The organism is Mycobacterium parascrofulaceum ATCC BAA-614, from assembly GCF_000164135.1.
Classification (GTDB): Bacteria; Actinomycetota; Actinomycetes; order Mycobacteriales; family Mycobacteriaceae; genus Mycobacterium; species Mycobacterium parascrofulaceum.
The window spans coordinates 913,764-937,240 of the sequence record NZ_GG770555.1 but is presented as its reverse complement, the minus strand read 5'-3'; the positions used below and the strand labels follow the sequence as shown (position 1 = coordinate 937,240).

The following is a 23,477-nucleotide window of genomic DNA, read 5'->3' as shown; positions in this document are numbered from 1 at the left end:
CGCCGGGTTCATTAGAGCTCGGTGGCGTCCGACGCCACTTCACCGCCGTCCACCGCCTCGACCACGGCGAGGACGTCACCGCTCGAGACCTGATGGCCGACCTGGACCGGCAGGGCGCTCAGCACCCCGTCGATCGGGCTCGCGACGGTGTGCTCCATCTTCATCGCCTCCAGGACGACAAGGGTTTGGCCCGCCGAGACCGTCTCGCCCTCGGCGACCGGTAGTCGGATCACCGAGCCCGGCATCGGCGCGGTGAGCGACCCGGGCGGGTTGAGAGTGCTCGGGTCGACGAAGCGTGGCGCCAGCCGCAGGGCGGAGTAGCCGGCGACCGAGTCGAGGTGGGCAACATCGCCGTCGAGGACGACATCATAAGTGCGGCGCACCCCGTCGACGCGCAGCACCACCCGCTCGCTACTGCCCTCGACAACCTCGACGTCGGCCAACGGCTCGTCGTCGACCTGCAGGCAGGTCCCTGTCGAACCTAACGTGTACCCGACGCGCACTTCGCGCCCACCCTGGGTCTGCCAGGTCGTGGTCTGCGGCTGCGAAGGGTTGTTGCGCCAGCCGGCGGGCAACGTGGCCTGCAGAGTTGCGACGGCACGCCGCGCGGCCACCCCGGCCACGGTCGCCGCGACGGCGTGCAGGCGCTCGGACTGCGTGTCTGGGAGGGCAGCGCCGAGTTGGGCGACGTCGTGTCGGTCAAGGAACCCAGTGTCGGTGCCCCGCCCGGCGAACTCGTCATGGCGCAGGACGCGAACAAGCAGGTTGCGATTGGTGGTCACGCCGTGAATACGGGCGCCGGCCAGCGCCGCCGAGAGGCTGGCAAGTGCCTCGTCGCGCGTTGGTGCCCACGCGATGACCTTGGCCAGCAGCGAATCGTAGTAATGACTGATGACCGAACCGGCACGAAAACCCGAGTCAACCCGCACGCCGGCAAGCGCCGGGACATCCAAGGTGCGCAGGGTGCCGGTACAGGGCCGGTAGTCATCGGCCGGATCCTCGGCGCACAGACGGGCCTCGACCGCGTGACCGCGAATTCGCGGGTTGTGCATCTCCTCAGGCAGCGGGCGGCCCATGGCTACGAGCAGCTGGGCACGCACCAGGTCGAGGCCGGTGATCAGCTCGGTAACCGGGTGCTCGACCTGCAGCCGGGTGTTCATCTCGAGGAAGGCGAAGGAGTCGGCTTTGCCATCCTGAGCGGCGTCGTAGACGAACTCGACCGTCCCGGCGCCTACGTAGCCGACGGCGCGCGCGGCGGCGATGGCGGCCTCGCTCATCCGAGCGCGCAACGCGTCGTCGACGACCGGTGACGGCGCCTCCTCGATCACCTTCTGGTGTCGACGCTGCACGGAGCACTCGCGCTCGAACAGAGAGACGACGTTTCCGTGCGTGTCGGCCATGATCTGGATCTCGACGTGGCGTGGGCGCTGGACGTAACGCTCGAGGAAGACGGTGCCGTCGGCGAACGCGGCGGCGGCCTCACGCGAAGCGGAGGTGACCGCTTCGTCGAGCTCGTCCGGCGACGCGACAATGCGCATGCCTCGGCCACCGCCGCCGGCGCTGGCCTTGACCAGCACGGGGTAGCCGACGTCGGCGGCCAGCTTCGCCAGCTGCTCGGCCGATAGCCCCGTCGTGTCGCCACCGGGCAGCACAGGCACCCCCGCGTCGGACATCGTCTTCTTGGCCTGCAGCTTCGAGCCCATCGCGTCGATCGCCCCGGGCGGCGGACCGATGAAGACGAGGTCGGCGGCGGCACAGGCGCGCGCGAACCCGGCGTTTTCCGAAAGGAAGCCGTAGCCGGGGTGTACTGCGTCCGCGCCGGTGAGCGAGGCAGCGGCGATGATCCGGTGGATGTCGAGGTAGGTCTCAGCGGCAGACGAGCCGGGAAGGTGCACGGCCTCGTCGGCGTCGGCGACGTGCCACGCGTCGGCGTCGGCGTCGGAATAGACCGCGACGGTGGCGATGCCGAGATCGCGGCAAGTGCGGAACACCCGCCGCGCGATCTCGCCACGGTTGGCGACCAGGACCTTGCGGATCTTGGGCATCGCCATCACATCCGGAACACGCCGTAGCCACGCTGGCCACGGACCTCGCCGTTGTGGATCACCGACAGGCAGAACCCGAGAACGGTCCGCGTATCGCGGGGATCGATGATCCCGTCGTCGTAAAGTCGGCCGCTGTTGGCCAGTGCGACGGATTCGCGCTCGATCTGTTCCTCGACGGCGGCGCGCATCTGGGCGTCGGCCTCCTCGTCGAAGGGCAGCCCGCGGTCGGCGGCGGACTCGCGCGCCACGATGGACAGCACTCCGGCCAGTTGCGCCGGACCCATCACGGCCGACTTCGAGTTAGGCCAAGCGAATAGGAAACGCGGCGAGTACGATCGCCCGCACATGCCGTAGTTCCCGGCACCGTAGGACGCACCCATGGTGATGGTCACGTGGGGGACCGTGCTGTTGGATACGGCGTTGATCATCTTGGCGCCGTCCTTGATGATGCCGCCCTGTTCGTACTCGGCACCGACCATGAAACCGGTGGTGTTCTGCAGGAAGATGAGGGGGGTGTCGATCTGATTTGCCAGTTGGATGAACTGCGAACCTTTCTCGGCCTCCTCACTGAACAGGATGCCCCGTGCGTTGGCGAGGATGCCGACTGGGAAGCCGTGGATCGAGGCCCAGCCGGTGACGAGTGACGTGCCGTAGAGAGGTTTGAACTCGTCGAAGGCCGAGCCGTCGACCACTCGGGCGATGACGTCGCGGGGGTCGAAGGGCACCTTCGGATCGACCGACGCGATGCCGAGCAGCTGATCGGGGTCGTGCACCGGTGGGTGCGGCGGCGTGGTGGGTCCGGGGCCGTTCTTCCGCCAGTTGAGCCGCGCCATGATGCGACGGCCGATGCGGATCGCATCCTGCTCGTCCTCGGCCATGTAATCGGCCAGCCCCGAGGTGCGGGCGTGCATGTCGGCGCCGCCGAGCGACTCGTCATCGGAGACCTCGCCCGTGGCCATCTTGACCAGCGGCGGACCCCCGAGGAACACCTTGGAACGGTTGCGAACCATCACGACGTAGTCGCACATGCCCGGGACGTACGCACCTCCAGCGGTGGAGTTGCCGAAGACCAAGGCCAGTGTCGGCAGCCCCGCTGCGCTGTGCTGTGTCAAGTCGTGGAACAGCTGTCCGCCGGGCACGAAGATGTCTGCCTGTGTGGGCAGGTCGGCGCCGCCAGACTCGACGATGTTGATGATGGGCAGTCGGTTCTCCCGCGCGATGGCCATGCCGCGGAACACCTTGCGGAAGGTATAGGGGTTCGATGCGCCGCCGCGGACGGTGGGGTCGTGGGCGATGATCATCGACTCGATGCCCTCGACTACGCCGATGCCGACCACCACGCTACCGCCGACGGGGAACTTACTGCCCCAGGCGGCGAAGGGACATAGTTCGAGGAACGCCGTGTCGGGGTCGAGCATCAGCTCGATGCGCTCGCGGACGAGCAGCTTGCCCCGCTTGCGGTGGCGCGCAACGTATTTCGCGCCTCCGCCGCCGTTGACCAGCGCCAGTTGCTCCACGATGGTGTGGAGTTGCGCGCTCAGTCCTTCGCGGTTCTTGAGATACCCGGGCGCGGTGTCGTCGACCCGGTCGGGCAAGACCTGTACCAAAATTTTCCCTCCGGGCGAGCATCGACGTCATCTGCTAGGCGCTGATGTTAGCCGCAATTAACATCAGGTGACAACGGCGGCAGGGCTTGCGTCAGATTTGTTTCCCGCGCCGCGATTCCGTCGAAGCGCGATGGATCGAAGCGGTGCGCTTCGCTGCAGATCGAGCGATCAAAGGAATTGACTGCGGGCGCGACGGCACACACAGGGCCCTTGCTAGGTCGTATCGAGTTCCTCGTCCGGCGCGCGTGGAGTCTACGGTCGCGATCTCGGGTGAACGCCAGCAGTGATTATCAGCGTCGCGCCATGCGCCTCAGCCAACCGAGTCGTATATAAATCCGGGTCGGTCAGAATCTATCGGGTCTCGTCAACTGCGGCCAGCCGCGGAGCGGCCTGATCAGGCGCCTGCCCGAGGGTATATAGGCCGAGACTGCCGAGAAAACCCGCACAGTGCTCGATAAGCATTTCAGTCGAGAGGTTCAGTTGTCCGTCTATCCAGCGACGGAGTATCTCGAACAGGCCCCCGACACCGTAGGTGGCGGCGAGATCTGCGACTTGAAGCACCTCGCTGGGTATATCGAGGTGCAAGCGGGCCTCTCTGAGCACCAGCTCCGCAAAATCGGTCATCAGCTCGCTTCGCAGCTGCCGAAGGAGGGGTTCTGCGCCCGATTCGACAAACAGTATGCGGGCCATGCTGGGATCGTTCTCGATCACCTGAACCAGGGCCTTGATCGGAGCGTAAGCGAGTTCTTGAGGAGCAACCGTGTCGTCCGGAATGGCGCTGGTTATCACCGCCTGGAAGGTGGCGGAGATCTTGGCAAATACCGCGCGCAAGAGTGCGTCTCGGTCGCGAAACTGCTGGTAGAAGTACCGGCTCGTCACTCCTGACTTCGCACACACGGCGGTCACGGTGCACGCGGTAGCTCCGTGGGTGCCCATGATTGAGACCGCGGCATCAATCAACATCACGCGGCGCTGCGCATCGCGTTGAGCTGCGGACAGCCCGCCATAAACACGTGCTGGACTCATGTCCTACAGTCTGGCAGTCTTATCTGACAAGGCATAAAGTCAGATCCAACTTCGAGGAAGGACCTCCAGTGTCGGAAGATCAAGCCCGGACCAGGACCCGCGTGCTGCCAAAACCCAGGCGTGTTCGTTTTCCGATGCCGACCTCCACGAAGCGGCAACACTTCGTGGATGGCGACCTGGTGATGAGCCATTTCATCTCGGTGCTTTCTGCGACGTTCCCGGAAGGCGAGGATTTCTTCATCCGATCGGTCAGGAACTTCCAGAGCTCCATCGACGATCCCCAATTGGATACAGCGGTCAAGGGTTTCATCGGACAAGAGGCCACACATCGACACCAGCATCGTCTCCTCAACGAGCGACTCCAGGTCATGGGGTATCCGACGGCGCGAATCGACCGTCATGTCGCACGCCTGATCAAGCGATTGGAACGGCGCTTTTCGCCGGAAATGCGGCTGTCCATGACCTCCGCGTTGGAGCACTACACCGCTACGCTGGCAGAAATCATTCTTACCAGCGAAGACGCCCAGAAGCTCATCGGACAGACAGAGGTTCGACCGATTCTGCTGTGGCATGCCTTCGAGGAGTCGGAGCACAAAGCGGTTGCCTTCGATGTCTATCGGCTCGTGGGAGGAACCGAGCGCACCCGTGTACGCGGCATGCGGATCGCTTCAGTAATTCTGTTCGGCGAACTCATTCTGCAGACTGCCCTGTCCATGGCCGCTGACAAAGCCTCATATAACCCGGTCACGTTGGTGCGCAGTCTGTACCGCTTCAGTCGCACCCCGATGTTCACCGCCGATGCGCTGCGGCGTTTCCGTTCCTACAATCGCCCGGGTTTCCATCCTGATGATTGGGACAGCGCCGCGGTCCTGGAGCATTGGAGCAAAGAACTGTTCGACCAAGACGGTTCACAGCGAGTTATCGCTTCGTCGGGATAGCAAAGATGCGGAAGTGCGGCGACGCAGGAGCACCGTTCCTGCGTCGCTCCTTCCGAACAGGGTGCGACGCGTCGGTCGACTCACGGATTCGGTGCTCGGTGGCCGGTGAAGGTGGCGGTCGGACCCGCAAATGCGGTTCGCAGCGATCGCCACGGGGCTGGCTGGCCCTGTTGTGAGCCTCGATCAGTCGCTGATGACATAGCGTTGAGCCAGGGTTTCAGCAAGTCTGCTGGTGTGCGCGACCACTTCTTTCTCGGTCACCGCAAGCAAACCGGAGTGCCAGGCGGTGATGACTTCGACGAATCCCCCGACAGCGATCAGGGTGTCCATGCGAAGGGCTATCTCGTCGGCATCTTGTCGGAGGTGTGGCCGGCTTGCCTCAACGACCAACTGCGTTGCTTCCTGTAGCGCCACGGCGCGGCGGTCTTGTAGCGGTGAGCTACCGACATGCTGAGCGAGGAGGATGCGTGCCCGGCCGGGATCGCGTGCGATCCGGTCGACCACGATGGTGATCGCCGCGGTGATGGTTTCGATCGGCGGCCGATTCGCACGCTCGTTGAAGAGCGCGGCGACCTCGCCGAGCATGTCATTGCGGACGCCATCCCACGCAGCAACGAGCAGCTCATCGCGCGTCTTGAAGCCCTCGTAGAAGTATCGATCGTTCAGCCCTGTGCGGGCGCATACGCCGCGCATAGTGACCGCGGCCCAACCGCTCTCACTCCAAATCTCGGTTGCGGCCTCGATCAATTGCTGCCGTCGCTCGGCACGACGCTCGGCCCCGGTCCGACCACCCCAGCGCTTGTTTCTCGACCGCACCTCTCCATCTTGACAAGGTGCTCGTTCCACCACCAAACTGGTGGCATGCGACACCAATGGTGGCTGGTGCCCCCAGATGAGAGTTTCCCCACAGCAGACGTCCATGTCGCGACCCGAAAGGCAGACGGATGAGATTGCTGCCCTTCGGCGGCGCACCAGGCAGAACGCACCGCGCCGATGCAGTCGTCACGGGCGCAGGAAGCGGTATCGGCCGCGCATTCGCCGTGGAGCTTGCGCGCCGAGGTGGACGCGTGGTGTGCGCCGACAAAGATCCCGTCACTGCAAAAGAGTCGGCAGAGTTGGTGAGGCAGGCTGGCGGCGAGGGCTTCGACATCGCATGCGATGTCACCGATCTTGAGCAGGTCCGCAACCTCGCTGATGTGAGCGAAGACTGGTTCGAGAAGGCTGCGAGCCTCGTCATCAACAACGCCGGAATCGGTGCGGGCGGCAACCGCATCGGCGCGACGTCGATCGAGGACTGGAACGCGGCGATTTCTGTCAACCTCTGGGGCGTTATCTACGGCTGCGAGACTTTTGTGCCTCGGCTCCGCAGCAATGGGCATGGCGGAGTCATCAATGTGGCGTCGGCAGCGAGCTTTGGCTCGGCCCCTCGGATGGCGGCTTACAACGTGAGCAAGGCCGGGGTGCTCGCTCTGTCGGAGACATTGGCGGCCGAACTGAGCGGTACTGACATCAACGTCACAGTGCTTTGCCCCACCTTCGTGAAGACGAACATCGTCAACAATCCTCAAATCGACGAGGCGGCTGCAAGACTCGCGGCCAACCTGATGAAATGGACCGGCATTTCGCCACAGCACGTTGCTCGAACGACGTTGAACGCGCACGATCGCGGACAAATTTATGTAGTACCCCAACTCGATGCCAAAGTCTTGTGGCAACTCAAGAGAGCCCTACCCGGCCCCTTTACTCGCACGCTGGGCCTCGTGGAGCGCATGGCCTCATGGAACGATTCAGCCGAGTAGAGGAGCAGGGAAAATGGCTTTCGCATACAGTGACATGCTCGAGACAATCAAAAACAAGCAATGGGCTCTTGCCGATATCGATTGGAACGCCCCTGGCGCGGAACTGATCACCGATGAACAGCGTCCCAAACTCAAGCAATTCATGTCCGACGTGGTGTGGATTGAGCATGTTGGAGCACGTGCCTTCGCCGCGATGGCTCCAAAGGCGCCATTCGAAGCGCTCGGAGACATTTACCGTTACTTTCACGCCGAGGAGCAGCGTCACGCCAATGCCGAACTTGCCTTGATGCGTCGCTGGGGCATGCTCGAGGAAGGCGAGAAACCGGTCCCGAACAAGAATATTCGGCTGGTCATCGAATGGCTGGACCGTTATGCGGAAGCCCTGCCCCTGACCGTCATCGGGGCCGCGATTCCGGCACTGGAGACTGCGCTCGATGGAGCGCTGCTGAAGTTTCTCCTCGATGAGGTTGACGACCCTGTGTGCGGGGAGGTGTTCAACAAGGTCAACAGCGACGAATCAAGGCATCTCGCGGTTGGCTTCCAGGTCTTGAATGACCTGGGCGCCAGCCCGATGCGAATCCACGCCATTCAAACTGCGGGTGCTCTTGTCGACCCGCGAATTCTCACCGGCGCTTTGCTGTATATCCCGCTCCTGACGCGCATGTTGATGAATCTCAACGCTATGGGTCTGTCCGAGGAGAAGTTATACAACGCAGTGACGCGGTATGCCAATGTCGGCGATCGCAGTGAGCATACGCGGAGGGTGCCCGGCTATCACATCTTGAAGGCGCACATGTCGTCGTCCATCAAGCGGTCCCAGCCTCTGCACTTCGTGTCTCAGCGCCTTGGCAATGCGATCGATGTTTTCCCTGTTCAGATTTTCGGTCGGCCGCCATCCTGGACGGACGAACTGACCTACGAACCGGTTGCCAAATGACAGGCACCACGACGACGTTGATCGTCGGCGCCGGGTTCGCAGGTATCGGTGCGGCGATCAGACTGCTTCAAGAGGGCACGGATGACTTGGTCATCCTGGAACGGTCAGATCGCGTCGGAGGCACCTGGCGAGACAATACTTATCCCGGTGCGGCCTGCGATATTCCCTCGCTTCTCTACTCCTACTCGTTCGAGCCGAATCCGGGCTGGACTCGTACCTACTCGGGGAGCGCTGAGATCCTCGAATATATCGACGATATGGTCGCCAAGTACGATCTTGCCCGGTTCATCCAGTTTGATACCGACGTGACTGCCTTGGAATTCGATGAGAGTGCCGGCATCTGGATGGCCGACACGGCAGATGGAAAGCGGTATCACACCCGGTCAGTTGTGATGGCCAGTGGACCACTTGCCAACGCCAGCTTTCCCGATATTCGGGGTATTGACTCGTACGGTGGAAAAAAGATCCACAGCGCTCGATGGGACCATGGCTACGATCTCGGCGGTAAGAGGGTTGCAGTCATCGGGACAGGCGCGAGCGCGGTTCAGATCATTCCCGAGCTCGTAAAGTCGGCTGCCTCGGTCAAAGTCTTCCAGAGAACGCCCGGCTGGGTGTTGCCCAGGGTGAACTTCAGGCATCCGGCCTGGGCGCGTTCGACCTTCACACACCTGCCGGTGAGCGAACAAGCGCTCCGCGACGCGTGGTTTTGGGCCCACGAAGTGATGGCAGTGGGTATGGTCTGGAACACCGCCGCGACGTCCGCGATACAGCTGGCGGCCAAGGCTCATCTCCGTCGGCAGGTGAAAGACTCCTGGTTGAGACGTCAGTTGACGCCCCATTTCAGGCCTGGATGCAAGCGCATGCTCATGACCAGTGATTATTACCCTGCGCTACAGGCGGATAACTGCAAGCTGATCAGCTGGCCGATCGCCACATTGTCACCCAACGGTGTTCGGACCGCCGACGGTGTCGAGCACGAAGTGGACTGTATCGTATTTGCCACTGGCTTCGATGTGGCCAAACGTGGCACCCCGTTCCCGATTAGCGGCCTCGGCGGTCGGAAGCTCGGCGATGAATGGTCTCAGGGGACATTTGCCTTCAAGAGCGTGAGCGTGGCCGGGTATCCGAACTTATTCTTCACTTTCGGACCGAATTCGGGGCCAGGCCACAACTCGGCGCTCGTATATATGGAGGCTGCAATTGACTATATAGTCAAGGCGATCAAGCTCCTTCAGCAAAATGACATCGGCACTTTGGATGTGAGGGAGGATCGTCAGGACCGCTATCACTCCGAAATTCAGCGCCGCCTTCGACGAACGACTTGGAATTCGGGGTGCAGCAGTTGGTATTTGACCGAGGACGGCTACAACGGCACGATGTACCCAGGTTTCGCGACCCAGTTTATGAGAGAACTATCCCGCTTGGATCCTCATGATTACGTGATAACCCGGCGCGACGATACACACGTCGAGCTGACGCAATCACTCTGAATACAAGTTTGCAAGGCTGACCGTCAGAACGGTGAAATACAGGAATGGATCGCAAGTCCGACCGTAATTACGAGATAATTATCATAGGAGCTGGATTTTCCGGCATCGGGTCTGGCATTAGCTTGATGAAGGCGGGATTTACCGACTTCTTGATGGTTGATGACGCCGATGGCGTAGGTGGTACGTGGCACTGGAACACCTACCCGGGTATCGCTGTCGATATACCGTCGTTCAGTTATCAATTCTCATACGAAATGCGGCCCTCTTGGTCGCGCACGTACGCCCACGGCAATGAGCTCAAAGCCTATGCCGAGCGATGTGTTGAAAAGTATCGGCTCTGGGACCATATTCGTTTCAACACAACCATTACCGAGGCTTGTTTCGACGAGAACGCAACACGGTGGCATTTGACCAGTGCCAATGGTGAGGAGTTCACGGCACGCTTCGTGATAAATTGCTCCGGCGTTCTCAGTCGGCCAAAGTGGCCTGAAATCAAGGGGGTGCGAGATTTCGCCGGCGTTACGCTCCACACGGCTAGATGGGACAATGCCAAAGATCTCAGCGGGAAGAGGGTTGCAGTAATCGGTACCGGTGCATCGGCGGTGCAACTGATACCCGAAGTCGCAAAGAAAGCAGAGAGTCTGACGGTATTTCAGCGAACTCCAATTTATTGTCTGCCGAAGCCAGACTTCCCCATACCGACGTGGGGTGGAAGGCTTCTACATTTCCTGCCGGGGGCACAATTGGCGACCCGGACCGCCAGCCAGGCGTTCGTGGAAATCACTTTCCCAATCGCCGCTCACTTTCATACGGTGATACCGTTCGCCGATGTCATGGAGAGCGCCGCAAAGCGGTACATGCGGCGTGAGGTCCATGACCCGACGACGAGAGAACAACTCATTCCGCGCTACTCGTTGGGCTGTAAACGACCCAGCTTCCACAATTCCTATCTCGCAACCTACAACCGGTCCAACGTTTCGCTCGAGACGAGCGGCATAACCCATATCGACCATGCATCCGTCCATACTCGAGACGGCAAAGCTCATCCCATTGACGTCTTGATCCTGGCCACCGGCTTCAAAGTGATGGAGTCGGGCAACATGCCTACTTACGTATTGAAGGGACGCGGCGGGCTGGAGCAGGCTACATGGTGGGGCGAGCATCGACTGCAGGCCTTCGAAGGGGTGAGCGTCCCGGGATTTCCGAATCATTTCAACATCTTCGGCCCGTACGGCTACAACGGTTCCTCGTACTTCACGCTCATCGAGGCGCAGAGTCGGCACATCGTCCGGTGTCTTCGTCGCGCGCGGGCGCTGGGTGCTAACTGGGTGGAGGTCAAGAAGGAGGCGAACGACCGTTATTTCGCCGAAGTGCTAAGGCGGCGTCACAGACAGGTTTTCTGGCAGCCGAGCTGTTCCAGTGCCAACAGCTACTACTTCGACAGGCACGGTGACGTTCCACTCCGTCCATCAACGACTCTGGAGACCTATTGGCGGAGCCGCACCTTTCGCCTCTCGGACTACCGATTCGAGAATCGGCCCGAAGAGGTGTGTCCCCGGTGACCAGAATGGATGCCCCTGACTGGCAGCCCAGTCTTGCCAGTCATCTCGTCGCGATGTCCTCGCGAACCACGCTGCGGCCACTGGCGCAGCTGATGCCATCAAACGCCTACGGACTTGCGGTGATGGATCGCGTGCTTCGAACAGCGCTCGTAGCCTCACGGCCTCGGCGCGGCGTCACAGTGCGCAAGGTTGACACTGTATTCGCCGGAGGCCCGGTTCGTGGGGACTGGATCACCACGCCTGCCATTAATCCGCATGCCAACCCTTTGCTGTACATCCACGGCGGCGCCTATTCTATGTGCTCGCCGGAGACGCACCGCGGTCTTCTTGGTGAACTCGCCTCGGCGAGCGGGCGCCCCATCTTCGCAGTGAAGTATCGTCTTGCCCCGCGGTATCCCTATCCCGCAGCCGCGGACGATGCGCTGAATGCGTATCGCTGGCTTACCAGCGGAGGGTCCCCGGGTTCTTGTCAGCGCACCGTCGCGGTTGCCGGCGATTCAGCGGGCGGTCAGCTCACGATGGCCACGGCCTTGGGCGCTCGTGCAGTTGGATTGCCGCTCCCTGATGCGATGCTGCTGATGTCTCCCGTCCTGGATCTCAGGTGCGAACTTGCCAGAGCGCGTGAACTTCGCCGCCGGGATCCTTTTGCCTCCGCTCAATCAGCGGCGCGCGCTCTTGACCTCTACGTAGGTGGCGCAGATCGCGGAGATCCGCGCCTCAGCGTGCTTGACGCGGACCTCACCTCGATGCCGCCGATCCTCATTCAGGTGGGCGGGAGAGAAATGTTGATCGATGACTCGCGCCGTCTCGCCGAGCGACTTCAATCAGCTGGATCCCACGTCGACATCCAGGTATACCGGGGACAGATCCATGTATTCCAGGCTATGTTCCGGATTCTTCCCGAAGCCCGAGACGCGATTCATCGAGCGGGACGCTTCCTTGAAGCCTCGGAAGTCAGGTGAAAGTGTCCGAACAGGCAATGCTCCTACACCTACACCACCTCGACCGCCGCAGCGTGAAGTCAGTCGTCTCTGCCTCATGAGCAGCAACTTCGCGACGGCCTGTCGCGCGTACGATCCGTCGATCGTGATCATCGGGGCCGGCTTCGCCGGGGTTGCGATGGCCCACCGGCTGAAGAAGGACGGGTTCACGAACTTCACGATCCTGGAAAAGGCTGCAGACATCGGGGGTGTTTGGCGTGACAACACCTATCCGGGAGCGGCCTGCGACGTGCCGTCAGCGTTGTACTCACTCTCGTACAAGCCCAATCCTCGTTGGTCACGGCGATATGCCGAGCAGCCCGAGATACTCAAGTACCTCCAACAACTCGTGGAGAGTGGCGGACTGGCCGCGCATCTGCGTACCCAGACCGAAGTTGTCGCAATGACCTTCGATGACCAGCCAGGGCGTTGGACCCTGGTTACGAACTCGAACGAGACAATAACCTGCGATGTCGTCGTCTCGGCCGTGGGTCAGCTCTCCTTGCCCCACGTACCCGTTATTGCCGACGCAGACACCTTCCAGGGGCCGCGCTTTCATTCGGCGCGTTGGGACCGATCGGTTTCGCTTCGCGGCAAGCAAGTAGCCGTCATCGGCACAGGAGCTAGTGCCATCCAATTCGTGCCACACATCGCCCAGGAGGCGGAGCATGTCACGCTATATCAGCGCACGGCTCCGTGGATCTTGCCGAAGTGGGACAGCAGGTATGGAGTCCTTCACGACAGGGTGAGCGAGTTATTGCCGATGGCGCTGCGCCTCGAGCGTTTCGCGGTATGGCTAATTTTCGAGTTGCTCGCTGTGACGCTAGTCGACGCGAAGCCCCTCTCACGCGTCCTCGGTGCGATCGCGCGCCGCCACCTACATCGGCAGGTTGCTAGCCCATCTTTGCGCGAGCAATTGATGCCTTCGGACGCGCCAGGGTGCAAGCGAGTGCTGTTCTCGAATGATTACTATCCAGCAATCGCGAGTGATCGCGTGTCGTTGGTGCCGAAGGCTATCGCAGAGCTCTGCGACAACGGTGTCAAGACCGTGGATGGAAAGTTTCGTCCTGCAGATGTCGTGATCTACGGAACCGGGTTTCGCGCCACCGATTTTCTCGCCCCGATGTCCGTGCGCGGCTCTCGCGGAGTCTCCTTGGCCGAGGGTTGGAAGACCCAGGCGTACGCATATCTGGGCATCACTGTCCCCATGTTCCCGAACCTGTTCCTGCTTTATGGTCCCAACACGAATGTGGGCTCGGGGTCGATCCTCTACATGATCGAGTCACAAGTCCGTCACATCGCAACGCTCATCAAAGCCGTGGCTGCTCATCCGGGTCATGCGATCGATGTCAGGGCGGAGAGCGCGCAACGCTACAACACGCGCTTGAGAAGGCGACTACGGAGGTCGGTGTGGGCGCTGTGTGCGAGCTGGTATCGAACCTCGAGCGGGGAAATCCCGACGAACTGGCCGGGGCCTACCTTGGTTTATCGACTCCTTACCCGGAAGCCGCACAGCGGCGATTACGTCTTGAGAAACGTCGGGCGTCTAAAGGTCGGAGACCCTGCAGAACCGAGCCTGGCCGACTAAGGGCACGAGACGCGCACTTAACCGCTAGGCCAATAATGTCTAGATATTGACATCAATGGCATCTTTGTAAAGACTGGTGGACGCCGTCAAAGCGGCCCAGCGTCCAGGAGGAACCATGACGAATCACCTTCTCGCACCTGCGCACCACGTGAAGGAGCGGTTGTCCTCTGTGATCATGGTCCCCGCGCCTCACGCCGTCGACGACAGATGGCGTCGATGGAGCCGGGACTGGCCGGTTCGTGAACTGGCACCGGCACCCGCGGGCAGTGGATTGAAAGCCGTCCGGGGGGATGCCGGACTGCCCTTCGTAGGTCACACGCTCGACTACATCCGATTCGGCTCGGATTTCAGTCGAGAGCGCTACGACCGTCTGGGTTCGGTGTCGTGGATGGGCGCGTTCGGCACCAAGATGGTGGTCATCGCCGGCCCTGACGCCACTCGAGAGGCGTTCACGAGCGAAGCGAAGGCATTCTCTCAGGATGGCTGGTCCTTCCTGATCGACGCCTTCTTCCATCGCGGTTTGATGCTCATGAGCTTCGACGAGCACTTGATGCACCGGCGCATCATGCAGGAGGCGTTTACGCGTCCGCGCCTGACCGGATACGTCGAACAGGTAACGCCATGCGTTCGCTCGGCAGTGCCTGCGTGGCCGGTGGGCCCGTCGGTTCGAATCTACCCACTGTTGAAGGAACTCACCCTCGACATCGCTACCGACGTCTTCATGGGCGGCCGCGGCAAGGACGAGAGCGATGCTGTCAACAAGGCGTTCGTCGCTACGGTCCGGGCGGCGAGTTCCCTTGTGCGTGCTCCGCTTCCGGGAACCAGATTCCGCGCTGGTGTGCAAGGGCGGCGCGTTTTGGAGGACTACTTCTTCCGGCATCTGCCGGCCGCGCGAGCCGGTGAAACGGAGGATCTGTTCGCTGCTCTCTGTCAAGCCACGACCGAAGACGGGGAGCGGTTTTCCGACGAGGATGTGGTGAATCACATGATCTTCTTGATGATGGCGGCCCACGACACCTCGACGATCACCACCACAGCGGTCACCTATTTCCTTGCCAAGTATCCGCAGTGGCAGGAGGCTGCGGCTGCGGAAGCCGCGGCCATCGGTGACGGGTTGCCGGACATCGAGGCCCTGGAGAAGATGACGGTCATCGACCTCGTGATCAAGGAAGCGCTCAGACTGCTTGCACCTGTTCCGCTGGTGATGCGCAAGACGGTTCGAGATGTCGCCATCGATGGATATCACATCCCCTCGAACACGTTATGCGCTATAACGCCTGCCGTAAATCACTTCGATCGAACGATCTGGAGTGATCCGGGGCGGTTCGATCCCTCACGTTTCGACGAGCCTCGGCGCGAAGACCAACACCACCGATTCGCCTGGGTTCCGTTCGGAGGTGGAGCGCACAAGTGCATCGGCATGCAATTCGGGACGCTCGAGGTCAAAGCAATCCTGCACAGGATGCTGCGTTCGCTCACCTGGACGGTGCCGGAGAACTATCACGTCCGATGGGACAACACCTCCCTGCCCATTCCGGTGGACGGACTTCCGTTGCAGTTGAAGCGCCGATGACCGTCGACCACAGGCCCTACCTCGAACCCACGGAGTTTCTTGACTGGCAACAAGATTCGGTACGTGACTTCGTGTCATCGACGATCCGTGATGCCTGCGGCGACACCGAGAAGGCCATCGCCATCTTCACCGCGGTCCGTGACTCCATTTGGTACGACCCCTACACGGTGACCGACAACCCGCACGCGTATCGCGCCAGCACCGTCGCGACCGCAGAACGGGCCTACTGCGTCCCGAAGGCCGTGCTCTTGACTGCAGCGTGCCGAGCGGCGGGAATCCCGGCGCGGCTGGGGTTCGCCGACGTCCGAAACCACCTCCAGACCAAGGCATTGCGCGAGCGGATGGGTGGTAGCGACGTTTTCGTCTACCACGGCTACAGTCTCATGTTCCTCAACGGTGCGTGGGTAAAGGCCACCCCGGCGTTCAATCGCGAGCTGTGCGCACGCTTCGGTGTCTCGCCGATCGAGTTCGACGGCCGTAGCGACGCGCTACTCCATGGTTTCACCGCTGACGGCACCCAGCACATGGAGTATCTGCGCGACCGGGGAGCCTACGACGATCTACCCCTAGCAGACATCCTGCAAGCACTGAGAACGCATTACGGCACATTCATCGATCAGCCGAACAGCCGTCCCGACCTCTTCGCCTGAAAGGGCACTACACGATGCAAAGCACAATGCAAAATGTTCCGCTCACGGTGTCGGCGATCGTCCAGCATGCGGCAGCCATACACGGTGACAGCGAGGTCGTCACTCCGACCGGAAATGGATATCGGAGAACGCCTTACCGCATTGTGCTGGCGCGAGTGGCTCGCCTTGCCAATGCGCTGCGCAGTCTTGGCGTCACGGCAGACCAACGCGTGGCCACCTTCCAGTGGAGCAACCAGGAACATCTGGAGGCCTACTGTGCGATTCCCTCCATGGGCGCGGTCCTGCACACGCTCAACATTCGTTTGGCCCCAGAGCAACTGGCGTACATCGCCAACCACGCGAGCGATCAGATCGTCCTAGTCGACGCTTCGGTTGCCCCGTTGTTGGCGCGCGCGCTCCCAGCGATGGCGTCGGTGCACACCGTCATCGTCACCGGAGAGGGCGACCTTGCCCCGCTACAGGGATGCGGGAAGACCGTTCTGCGTTACGAGGAAGTGCTTGCCGGCCAAGAAGAATCATTCGACTGGCCTGAGCTCGACGAGCTGTCCGCCGCGGCCATGTGTTATACGAGCGGTACCACCGGAGATCCCAAAGGCGTCGTCTACAGCCACCGTTCGACGTACCTTCACTCCCTGACCGCCTGCACAGCTAACGCTTTGTCAGTCAGCGAGGCCGACCGTCTGCTGGCCATCGTCCCAATGTTTCACGCCAATGCGTGGGGGCTTATTTACGCAGCGTTGATGTCCGGTGCGGATCTGGTACTGCCTGACCGGTATCTCCAAGCCGAACCGTTGGTGTCGATCATCGAAGACACCAGACCGACCTTGGCCGGTGCAGTGCCGACGATCTGGAACGATGTCGACCGATATCTGGATTCGCACCCTGAGCGGGACATTTCTTCGTTACGGCTGGTCGCGTGCGGGGGGTCTGCTGTTCCGCTTTCGTTGATGCGGGCATTCGAAGAGAAGTACGACGTGCCCATTGTGCAGGCCTGGGGTATGACCGAAACCTCTCCGTTGGCGACCGTTGCACGTCCGCCTCACAGAGCCGACGCGACGCGGCGCTGGGAGCTGCGCGCATCCCAGGGCCGGCCGATCTGCGGTGTCGAAATCCGGTTGCGGGACGACGACGGGAAAGACGTGCCGTGGGACGGGCAATCAGTTGGGGAGATCCAGGCGCGCGGTCCCTGGATCACCGGGTCCTATTTCGGAGACAACGATACGGAGAAGTTCGACGAAGGATGGCTGCGTACCGGTGATGTGGGCAAGATCGAGGCCGAGGGCTATCTGACACTGACCGACCGCTCGAAAGACGTCATCAAGTCAGGTGGCGAATGGATCTCCTCGGTGGAGCTGGAAAACACGCTGATCGGCCACCCTGCCGTGTACGAAGCGGCGGTAGTCGGCGTCGCGGACGATAAATGGCAGGAAAGGCCGTTGGCGCTTGTCGTCGTCCACCCCGGAACCGATGTTGACATTGACCAACTCCGATCGTTCCTTGCGGACAAAGTCGCCAAATGGTGGATTCCCGAGCGATGGAGCTTCGTGTCCGATATTCCGAGAACGAGCGTCGGAAAGTACGACAAAAAGGCCATCCGTGCGCGCCACTCTGCCGGCGAATACCTCATCGAAATCGAAACGTCATAACGTCAAATCCCTGAAATTCCAACTGTCGGAAGGTAATCATGTCCTCACCAATCTCTCCCTGGATGAATGCCGAATTACTCGAGCTTCGTGACCTCGCTGCGAAGTTCTTCTCGGCCGAATTGGCGCCGCATGCGAACCGCTTTGCAGACCAGCACCACGTCGACCGAGAACTGTGGAACCGAGCAGGCGAGCTGGGCCTGCTCTGCATGTCTATACCTGAGGAATACGGCGGAGGCGGTGGCACTTTCGCGCACGAAGCGGTCGTGCTTGAAGAGCAGGCCCGCATAGGTGACAGCTCATGGGGCGCGGGACTGCACAGCGGAATCGTCGCCCACTACATCCTGCAGTACGCGACTGAAGAGCTGCGCGCGCAGTGGCTTCCCAAGATGGCGTCCGGTGAAATGATCGGGGCGATCGCCATGACAGAACCGGGGACCGGGTCCGATCTGCAGAGCGTCAAGACAAAAGCCCTCCTGGACGGTGACGAGTACGTGATCACCGGCTCCAAGACTTTCATCACCAACGGCCAACAGGCCGACCTCATCATCGTTGTTGCCAAGACAGATCCGAGCCAGGGCGCTGCGGGCATCTCTTTGATCGTTGTCGAGGCTGACCGGGCGGGATTCCGGCGCGGCAAGGTTCTCGACAAAATCGGCCAGCGCGGCCAGGACACCTCCGAGTTGTTCTTCGATGAAGTGAGAGTTCCGCGCTCGCATCTACTGGGCCAGTCTGAGGGACAGGGCTTCATTCAGCTGATGACGCAGCTGCCACAAGAGCGACTCATCGTCGCGGTGGGGGCTGTCGCAGCGATGGAACTTGCCCTGGAGCAGACGCTCAAGTACACCCGTGAGCGGGAGGCGTTCGGTCGGCCTGTCTTTGGCTTTCAGAACACTAAGTTCACGCTGGCTGAAGCCGCGACAGAAACGCGCATCGCACGAGTGTTCCTCGACTACTGCATCGACCTGCACCTTGCGGGTCAACTCGACGTGCAGACCGTCGCCATGGCGAAGTGGTGGACCACTGAGCGAGCGATGAAGGTACTCGATGACTGTATGCAGCTTCACGGCGGATATGGCTACATGACCGAGTACCCCATCTCGAGGTTGTGGGTGGATCAGCGCGTGCAAAAAATCTATGCCGGCACGAACGAGGTGATGAAGGAAATCATCTCGCGTTCCCTATGACTCAGAGGAGTTGCCGCCCGCACGTTAGTCATCTAGAGGAGGAGGACTGATGGCATCGATGGTGGTGCCGTATCGCCACGACATGGGCGGCCACTGCGGATCGGGGGCTCTTCGGGATTTGACCGAATGGGCCGGGATCCGTTGGGGTGATGACACCCCGGACGAAGGCATCGTGTTTGCTCTCGGCGGGGCCCTCGACTTCTCGTATGTTCGCTCGGCCCACCTACGTCCACCGATCTACCTCGTTGGACGCAGCGCGGACCTCGAAGACGAATACTTGACCCGGTTGGGCGCGCGCTTCGAGTGTCGTTCGACAGACGACCCCGATCTCGGGTGGAAATGGGTGACCGAACAGATCGATGCCGGTACGCCGGTCATGGTGTGGACTGACATCGCCGAATTGCCCTATCTGAGAACGCGTCTGAGTATGAGCCGGCACGATGTCGTGATCGTAGGGTACGACGACGACGAGGAACTCGCCTTCGTGGTCGATAACGATCGCGATACACCTCAAGCCGTGCCTTACGAGAATCTACGGAAGGCGCGGGCATCGACGGGATTTCCCGTCCCCACGCGGCACACCACCTACGTAGTCGAGTGGCCCGGCGCGGCACCAGATCTCGGCAATGCTGCCCGGTCGGCCTTCCGTAGGTCCGCGGACGCGATGCAGGGTTCGTGTGTGAGCGCGCCGATCACCGAGGACTCCGATTGTGAAATTCAGGTGCGTGGGCTACCAGGGGTATCGACTTTTGTGGAGGATCTCAAGCGGTGGCCGAAGATCTTTGACGACGACACCCTCGACGGAGCCTTGTTTGCGCTGAGCGCCTTCATCGAAAAAGCCGGAACCGGAGGCGGTCTGTTCCGAGATCTGCAAGCACGTGGATGTCGGCGCGTCGCTGAAGAGTTGAGTTTCGAACCTGCGTTTAAAGCAGCGGAGGCTGCAAAGACCGCATCTGAGTTGTGGACCGCGGTTGCGCACGCCGCTTATGACCGCGGTGCAGATCCGCACCGAAGAGCGAGCGGCGCCGCGTCCGTGGCTGCGCAATTGCCGACAGCCGAACGTCGACTCGCGGAGGCGCTGAGGGAGGCAGGAGATCTACTCCTATGAGTTCTGATTGCTTCGGAGCAAGCCGAACTGGTTGCGACCCAGCAGATTTATTTGAGCGCTTTGAATTGTGTCATAAGAAGGGAGAATCACGATGGCTGTCTTCGCTGATGCGGAAGAGGTTTACCGCTACCTCGCCGGCATCTTTCGACGAGGTTTGGAGAACGAAGACCTTGCGAACAGACTTGCCGGGTCCGGGGTGGTGTTACGGATCCACTACACCGATCCGGATGCGGTACTAACCGTGGATATGCCGGAGAAGGTCGTAGAGACCGGCGCGGACAGTGGCGTTACACCGAATGTCGAATTGTTCATGTCCGCGGATACCGGCAACAGGTTCTGGTTGGGGAAGGTGAACTTGACCATGGCGATGGCGAAAGGAACTGTACGAGCGAAAGGTCCTGTCACCAAACTGATCAAGCTCATACCGCAGGCAAAGAACCTCTTTCCGGAATACCGGGCAATCCTTGAGGCCGACAAGCGTCACGACCTGCTCAATGTGTGATGTCGGTGCGGTACCGCGCCCGGGCACGGGTGAGCGGCGCGGGCCTCTGGGCGATGTGCCCGGAGATCATCCAGGACAGTTCGCGCGACCACCGTGCGCGGTCGGGATAACTACTCGAGAAGCGTAATTCGATAGAAGGGACTTCAACATGAAGACACGTGCGGCTGTTTTGTGGGGCTTGGAGCAGAAGTGGGAGGTCGAAGAAGTCGATTTGGATCCGCCAGGTCCCGGGGAGGTCCTCGTGCGGCTGGCGGCCACCGGCTTGTGCCATTCCGACGAACATCTGGTGACCGGCGACCTCCCGATCCCATTGCCGGTAGTGGGGGGTCATGAGGGTGCTGGCACAGTCGTGGAGTGCGGCGAAGGGGTTGAGGAACTGTCCGAAGGTGATTCTGTCATCTTGACCTTCCTTCCCTCGTGTGGGCGCTGCTCGTACTGCGCGCGCGGCATGGGCAATCTCTGTGAGTTGGGAGCGGCGCTCATGATGGGACCGCAGATCGACGGCACCTATCGCTTTCACGCACGAGGCGAGGACGTCGGGCAGATGTGTTTGCTCGGGACGTTTTCCGAGTACACAGTGGTGCCGCAGGCGTCCGTGGTCAAGATTGACGGCGGAATCCCCCTGGATCGGGCAGCCTTGATCGGTTGCGGCGTCACGACCGGTTACGGATCTGCGGTGCGGACTGGGGAGGTGCGCGCCGGGGACACCGTCGTGGTAGTGGGAGCGGGCGGAATCGGAATGAATGCGATTCAGGGCGCGCGAATCGCGGGAGCGCTGGCGATTGTGGCGGTCGATCCGGTGAAGTTCAAGCGAGAGCAAGCGAGCGGGTTCGGTGCGACGCACACCGCGGCCTCGATGGATGAAGCTTGGTCGCTGGTCAGCGATATGACGCTGGGCAAGCTGGCTGATGTCTGCATCCTCACCACCGATGTGGCTGAGGCCTCCTACACCGCGGAAGCGCTGGCCTTGGTCGGAAAGCGCGGGCGCGTCGTGGTCACGGCCATCGGGCACCCCGACGACTCATCGATCTCAGGATCACTGCTTGAAATGACGCTTTACGAGAAGCAGATTCGTGGCGCTTTGTATGGCTCATCCAATGCGCCGCACGATATTCCGCGACTGGTCGAGCTGTACTCCGCTGGGTTGTTGAAGCTCGATGAATTGGTCACCCGCGAATACTCCCTCGACCAAATCAATGAGGGCTACGAGGATATGCGTTCAGGAAAAAACATCCGAGGGCTGGTCCGGTTCTGAAGAGCATCATGCCCACTGCTGGTCTTCATGTCCTTGCGTCGCTGCAGATCATGCGGCCGGGCCGCTTGGGTGGTTGGCGTCGCGTCCTTCTTTCCCGTCGTGAGGACGGCAAGCATCAGACACCTCATAGATCATTTATCAAATTCTCTGGAGGCTGAGATGACGGACGCTGGCACGACCACGGCAAGCGGGGATGGGGCTGCTCGTTTCGCTATCGCCCCGGAGGTGTGGACCACGCCGGAGCGACGAGCGCTGAGCCAAATGGCGCGGTCTTTCGTGGAACGTGAAATCGCGCCGAAGCTAGCGGAATGGGAGCACGTGGGTGAGATTCCGCGCGACCTGCATCTCAATGCTGCCGAGGTGGGGCTTCTCGGAATCGGGTTCCCGGAAGAAGTCGGCGGCAGCGGCGGCAATGCGATTGACTCTGCACTGGTCACTGAGGCCATCCTGGCCGCAGGCGGGTCCACTGGCGTCTGCGCCGCCTTGTTCACCCATGGCATTGCCCTTCCCCACATTGCCGCCAATGGCTCCGACGCCCTGATTGAACGATATGTCCGTCCGACGCTCGCAGGAAAGATGATCGGCTCGCTGGGCGTTACCGAGCCTGGGGCAGGTTCAGATGTCGCGAATTTGCGCACACGCGCAGTGCGCGACGGCGACACCTACGTGGTCAACGGAGCAAAGACGTTCATCACCAGCGGAGTTCGGGCGGACTTCGTTACTACGGCGGTACGCACCGGCGGACCGGGTTACGGTGGAGTTTCATTGCTCGTGATCGACAAGAATTCGCCTGGATTCGAAGTGTCCCGCCGGTTGGACAAGATGGGATGGCGATGTAGCGACACCGCCGAGTTGTCTTTCGTCGACGTTCGCGTACCGGCTGAGAACCTGGTGGGGGCAGCAAACAGCGGGTTTTTGCAGATCATGCAGCAATTTCAGGCTGAACGGCTCGGCATCGCCGTCCAGGCGTACGCGACGGCGGGTCGGGCTCTCGATCTCGCCAAGAGTTGGGCGCGGGAGCGTGAAACGTTCGGTAGACCCTTGACGGGGCGCCAGGTCATTCGCCATAAGCTCGCGGAGATGGCTCGACAGGTCGACGTGGCGTGCACCTATACCCGTGCGGTCATGCAGAGGTGGCTAGCGGGGGAGGATGTCGTTGCCGAGGTGTCGATGGCCAAGAACACCGCTGTGTATGCGTGCGACTACGTGGTCAATGAGGCGGTTCAGATCTTTGGTGGGATGGGCTACATGCGTGAGTCTGAGATCGAGAGACACTACCGAGACTGCCGGATTCTCGGAATAGGCGGCGGCACCAACGAAATCATGAATGAGATCATTGCCAAACGTATCGGACTCTAGTTCTTGATACCAGTAAAGAAAGTTCTCACATCGCAGGTCAACGACGGTCAGGCGGCTGTTGGTCCAGCCTGCCGCTCGCGGCGTCTCGATGCGGCGAGGAGCGAGGGCAGCTGCGCTTCGTCGTGATGCCAGAGCTGTGGTGGCCTGCGACTTAGTTCCGGCGCCGGTCGTGGGTGCATGTGTGCGTGGCGGCGGACGGAGGGCGAAGCGCAGGGAGCGGCGCGGACG

Annotated in this window: 19 protein-coding genes; 15 read left to right on the top strand and 4 right to left on the bottom strand. The window is 61.2% G+C overall.

Going from position 1 to position 23,477, the window contains the following annotated elements; translation table 11 throughout:
* Positions 1-11 precede the first annotated feature (11 nt).
* The 3 genes from HMPREF0591_RS19815 to HMPREF0591_RS19805 form a co-directional block, all read right to left on the bottom strand.
* Positions 12-2,045 carry an ATP-binding protein gene (locus tag HMPREF0591_RS19815; RefSeq protein WP_005116476.1) on the bottom strand — a complete coding sequence of 678 codons (2,034 nt, stop codon included), beginning with the start codon at positions 2,043-2,045 and terminating at the stop codon, positions 12-14.
* Positions 2,046-2,050: 5 nt separating this feature from the next.
* Entirely contained in the window at positions 2,051-3,652 is a 1,602-nt protein-coding gene (locus HMPREF0591_RS19810; protein ID WP_005086599.1) for an acyl-CoA carboxylase subunit beta, read from the bottom strand.
* Positions 3,653-4,003: 351 nt separating this feature from the next.
* On the bottom strand, positions 4,004-4,678 hold the full coding sequence (locus HMPREF0591_RS19805; protein WP_005086598.1) for a TetR/AcrR family transcriptional regulator: 675 nt from the start codon (positions 4,676-4,678) through the stop codon (positions 4,004-4,006).
* 68 nt (positions 4,679-4,746) lie between these two features.
* On the opposite strand from HMPREF0591_RS19805, the gene HMPREF0591_RS19800 reads away from it, so the two are divergent.
* Positions 4,747-5,616, top strand: a complete 870-nt coding sequence (locus HMPREF0591_RS19800) for a metal-dependent hydrolase (RefSeq protein ID WP_005086597.1) — start codon at positions 4,747-4,749, stop codon at positions 5,614-5,616.
* A 183-nt stretch (positions 5,617-5,799) separates the two neighbouring features.
* Here HMPREF0591_RS19800 and HMPREF0591_RS19795 read toward each other — a convergent pair whose 3' ends face one another.
* A complete protein-coding gene (locus tag HMPREF0591_RS19795) occupies positions 5,800-6,432 on the bottom strand; it encodes a TetR/AcrR family transcriptional regulator (RefSeq protein WP_005086596.1) in 633 nt (210 codons plus the stop codon).
* Between the two features lie 128 nt (positions 6,433-6,560).
* Between HMPREF0591_RS19795 and HMPREF0591_RS19790 the strand changes: the two genes are divergently transcribed.
* From HMPREF0591_RS19790 to HMPREF0591_RS19725, 14 genes are all read left to right on the top strand, one after another.
* A complete protein-coding gene (locus HMPREF0591_RS19790) occupies positions 6,561-7,415 on the top strand; it encodes an SDR family NAD(P)-dependent oxidoreductase (protein WP_005086595.1) in 855 nt (284 codons plus the stop codon).
* Positions 7,416-7,428: 13 nt separating this feature from the next.
* On the top strand, positions 7,429-8,352 hold the full coding sequence (locus HMPREF0591_RS19785; protein WP_005086594.1) for a hypothetical protein: 924 nt from the start codon (positions 7,429-7,431) through the stop codon (positions 8,350-8,352).
* Positions 8,349-9,842, top strand: coding sequence for a flavin-containing monooxygenase (locus HMPREF0591_RS19780; RefSeq protein ID WP_005086592.1), 1,494 nt, complete (start codon positions 8,349-8,351; stop codon positions 9,840-9,842). The genes HMPREF0591_RS19785 and HMPREF0591_RS19780 overlap by 4 nt, the downstream gene beginning before the upstream one ends.
* Before the next feature lie 44 nt (positions 9,843-9,886).
* Positions 9,887-11,404 carry a flavin-containing monooxygenase gene (locus HMPREF0591_RS19775; RefSeq protein WP_005086591.1) on the top strand — a complete coding sequence of 506 codons (1,518 nt, stop codon included), beginning with the start codon at positions 9,887-9,889 and terminating at the stop codon, positions 11,402-11,404.
* Positions 11,401-12,366, top strand: a complete 966-nt coding sequence (locus tag HMPREF0591_RS19770) for an alpha/beta hydrolase (protein WP_016895701.1) — start codon at positions 11,401-11,403, stop codon at positions 12,364-12,366. The genes HMPREF0591_RS19775 and HMPREF0591_RS19770 overlap by 4 nt, the downstream gene beginning before the upstream one ends.
* 76 nt (positions 12,367-12,442) lie before the next feature.
* Positions 12,443-13,972, top strand: a complete 1,530-nt coding sequence (locus HMPREF0591_RS19765) for a flavin-containing monooxygenase (protein ID WP_005086589.1) — start codon at positions 12,443-12,445, stop codon at positions 13,970-13,972.
* Between the two features lie 115 nt (positions 13,973-14,087).
* On the top strand, positions 14,088-15,545 hold the full coding sequence (locus tag HMPREF0591_RS19760; RefSeq protein WP_005086587.1) for a cytochrome P450: 1,458 nt from the start codon (positions 14,088-14,090) through the stop codon (positions 15,543-15,545).
* Positions 15,542-16,195: a transglutaminase-like domain-containing protein gene (locus HMPREF0591_RS19755; protein ID WP_005086585.1), complete on the top strand. Its 654-nt coding sequence runs from the start codon at positions 15,542-15,544 to the stop codon at positions 16,193-16,195. The genes HMPREF0591_RS19760 and HMPREF0591_RS19755 overlap by 4 nt, the downstream gene beginning before the upstream one ends.
* Before the next feature lie 26 nt (positions 16,196-16,221).
* The gene (locus tag HMPREF0591_RS19750) at positions 16,222-17,841 is read left to right on the top strand and encodes a fatty acid--CoA ligase (protein WP_005118169.1); all 1,620 of its coding nucleotides are present in this window, start codon (positions 16,222-16,224) and stop codon (positions 17,839-17,841) included.
* Positions 17,842-17,879: 38 nt separating this feature from the next.
* Positions 17,880-19,025: an acyl-CoA dehydrogenase family protein gene (locus HMPREF0591_RS19745; RefSeq protein WP_005086582.1), complete on the top strand. Its 1,146-nt coding sequence runs from the start codon at positions 17,880-17,882 to the stop codon at positions 19,023-19,025.
* Positions 19,026-19,074: 49 nt separating this feature from the next.
* Positions 19,075-20,133 carry a BtrH N-terminal domain-containing protein gene (locus tag HMPREF0591_RS19740; RefSeq protein WP_005086581.1) on the top strand — a complete coding sequence of 353 codons (1,059 nt, stop codon included), beginning with the start codon at positions 19,075-19,077 and terminating at the stop codon, positions 20,131-20,133.
* A 91-nt stretch (positions 20,134-20,224) separates the two neighbouring features.
* Positions 20,225-20,635, top strand: coding sequence for an SCP2 sterol-binding domain-containing protein (locus HMPREF0591_RS19735; protein ID WP_005086579.1), 411 nt, complete (start codon positions 20,225-20,227; stop codon positions 20,633-20,635).
* Between the two features lie 148 nt (positions 20,636-20,783).
* Positions 20,784-21,890, top strand: coding sequence for an NDMA-dependent alcohol dehydrogenase (locus HMPREF0591_RS19730; RefSeq protein ID WP_005086578.1), 1,107 nt, complete (start codon positions 20,784-20,786; stop codon positions 21,888-21,890).
* A gap of 159 nt (positions 21,891-22,049) precedes the next feature.
* On the top strand, positions 22,050-23,249 hold the full coding sequence (locus HMPREF0591_RS19725; protein ID WP_005086577.1) for an acyl-CoA dehydrogenase family protein: 1,200 nt from the start codon (positions 22,050-22,052) through the stop codon (positions 23,247-23,249).
* Positions 23,250-23,477 lie beyond the last annotated feature (228 nt).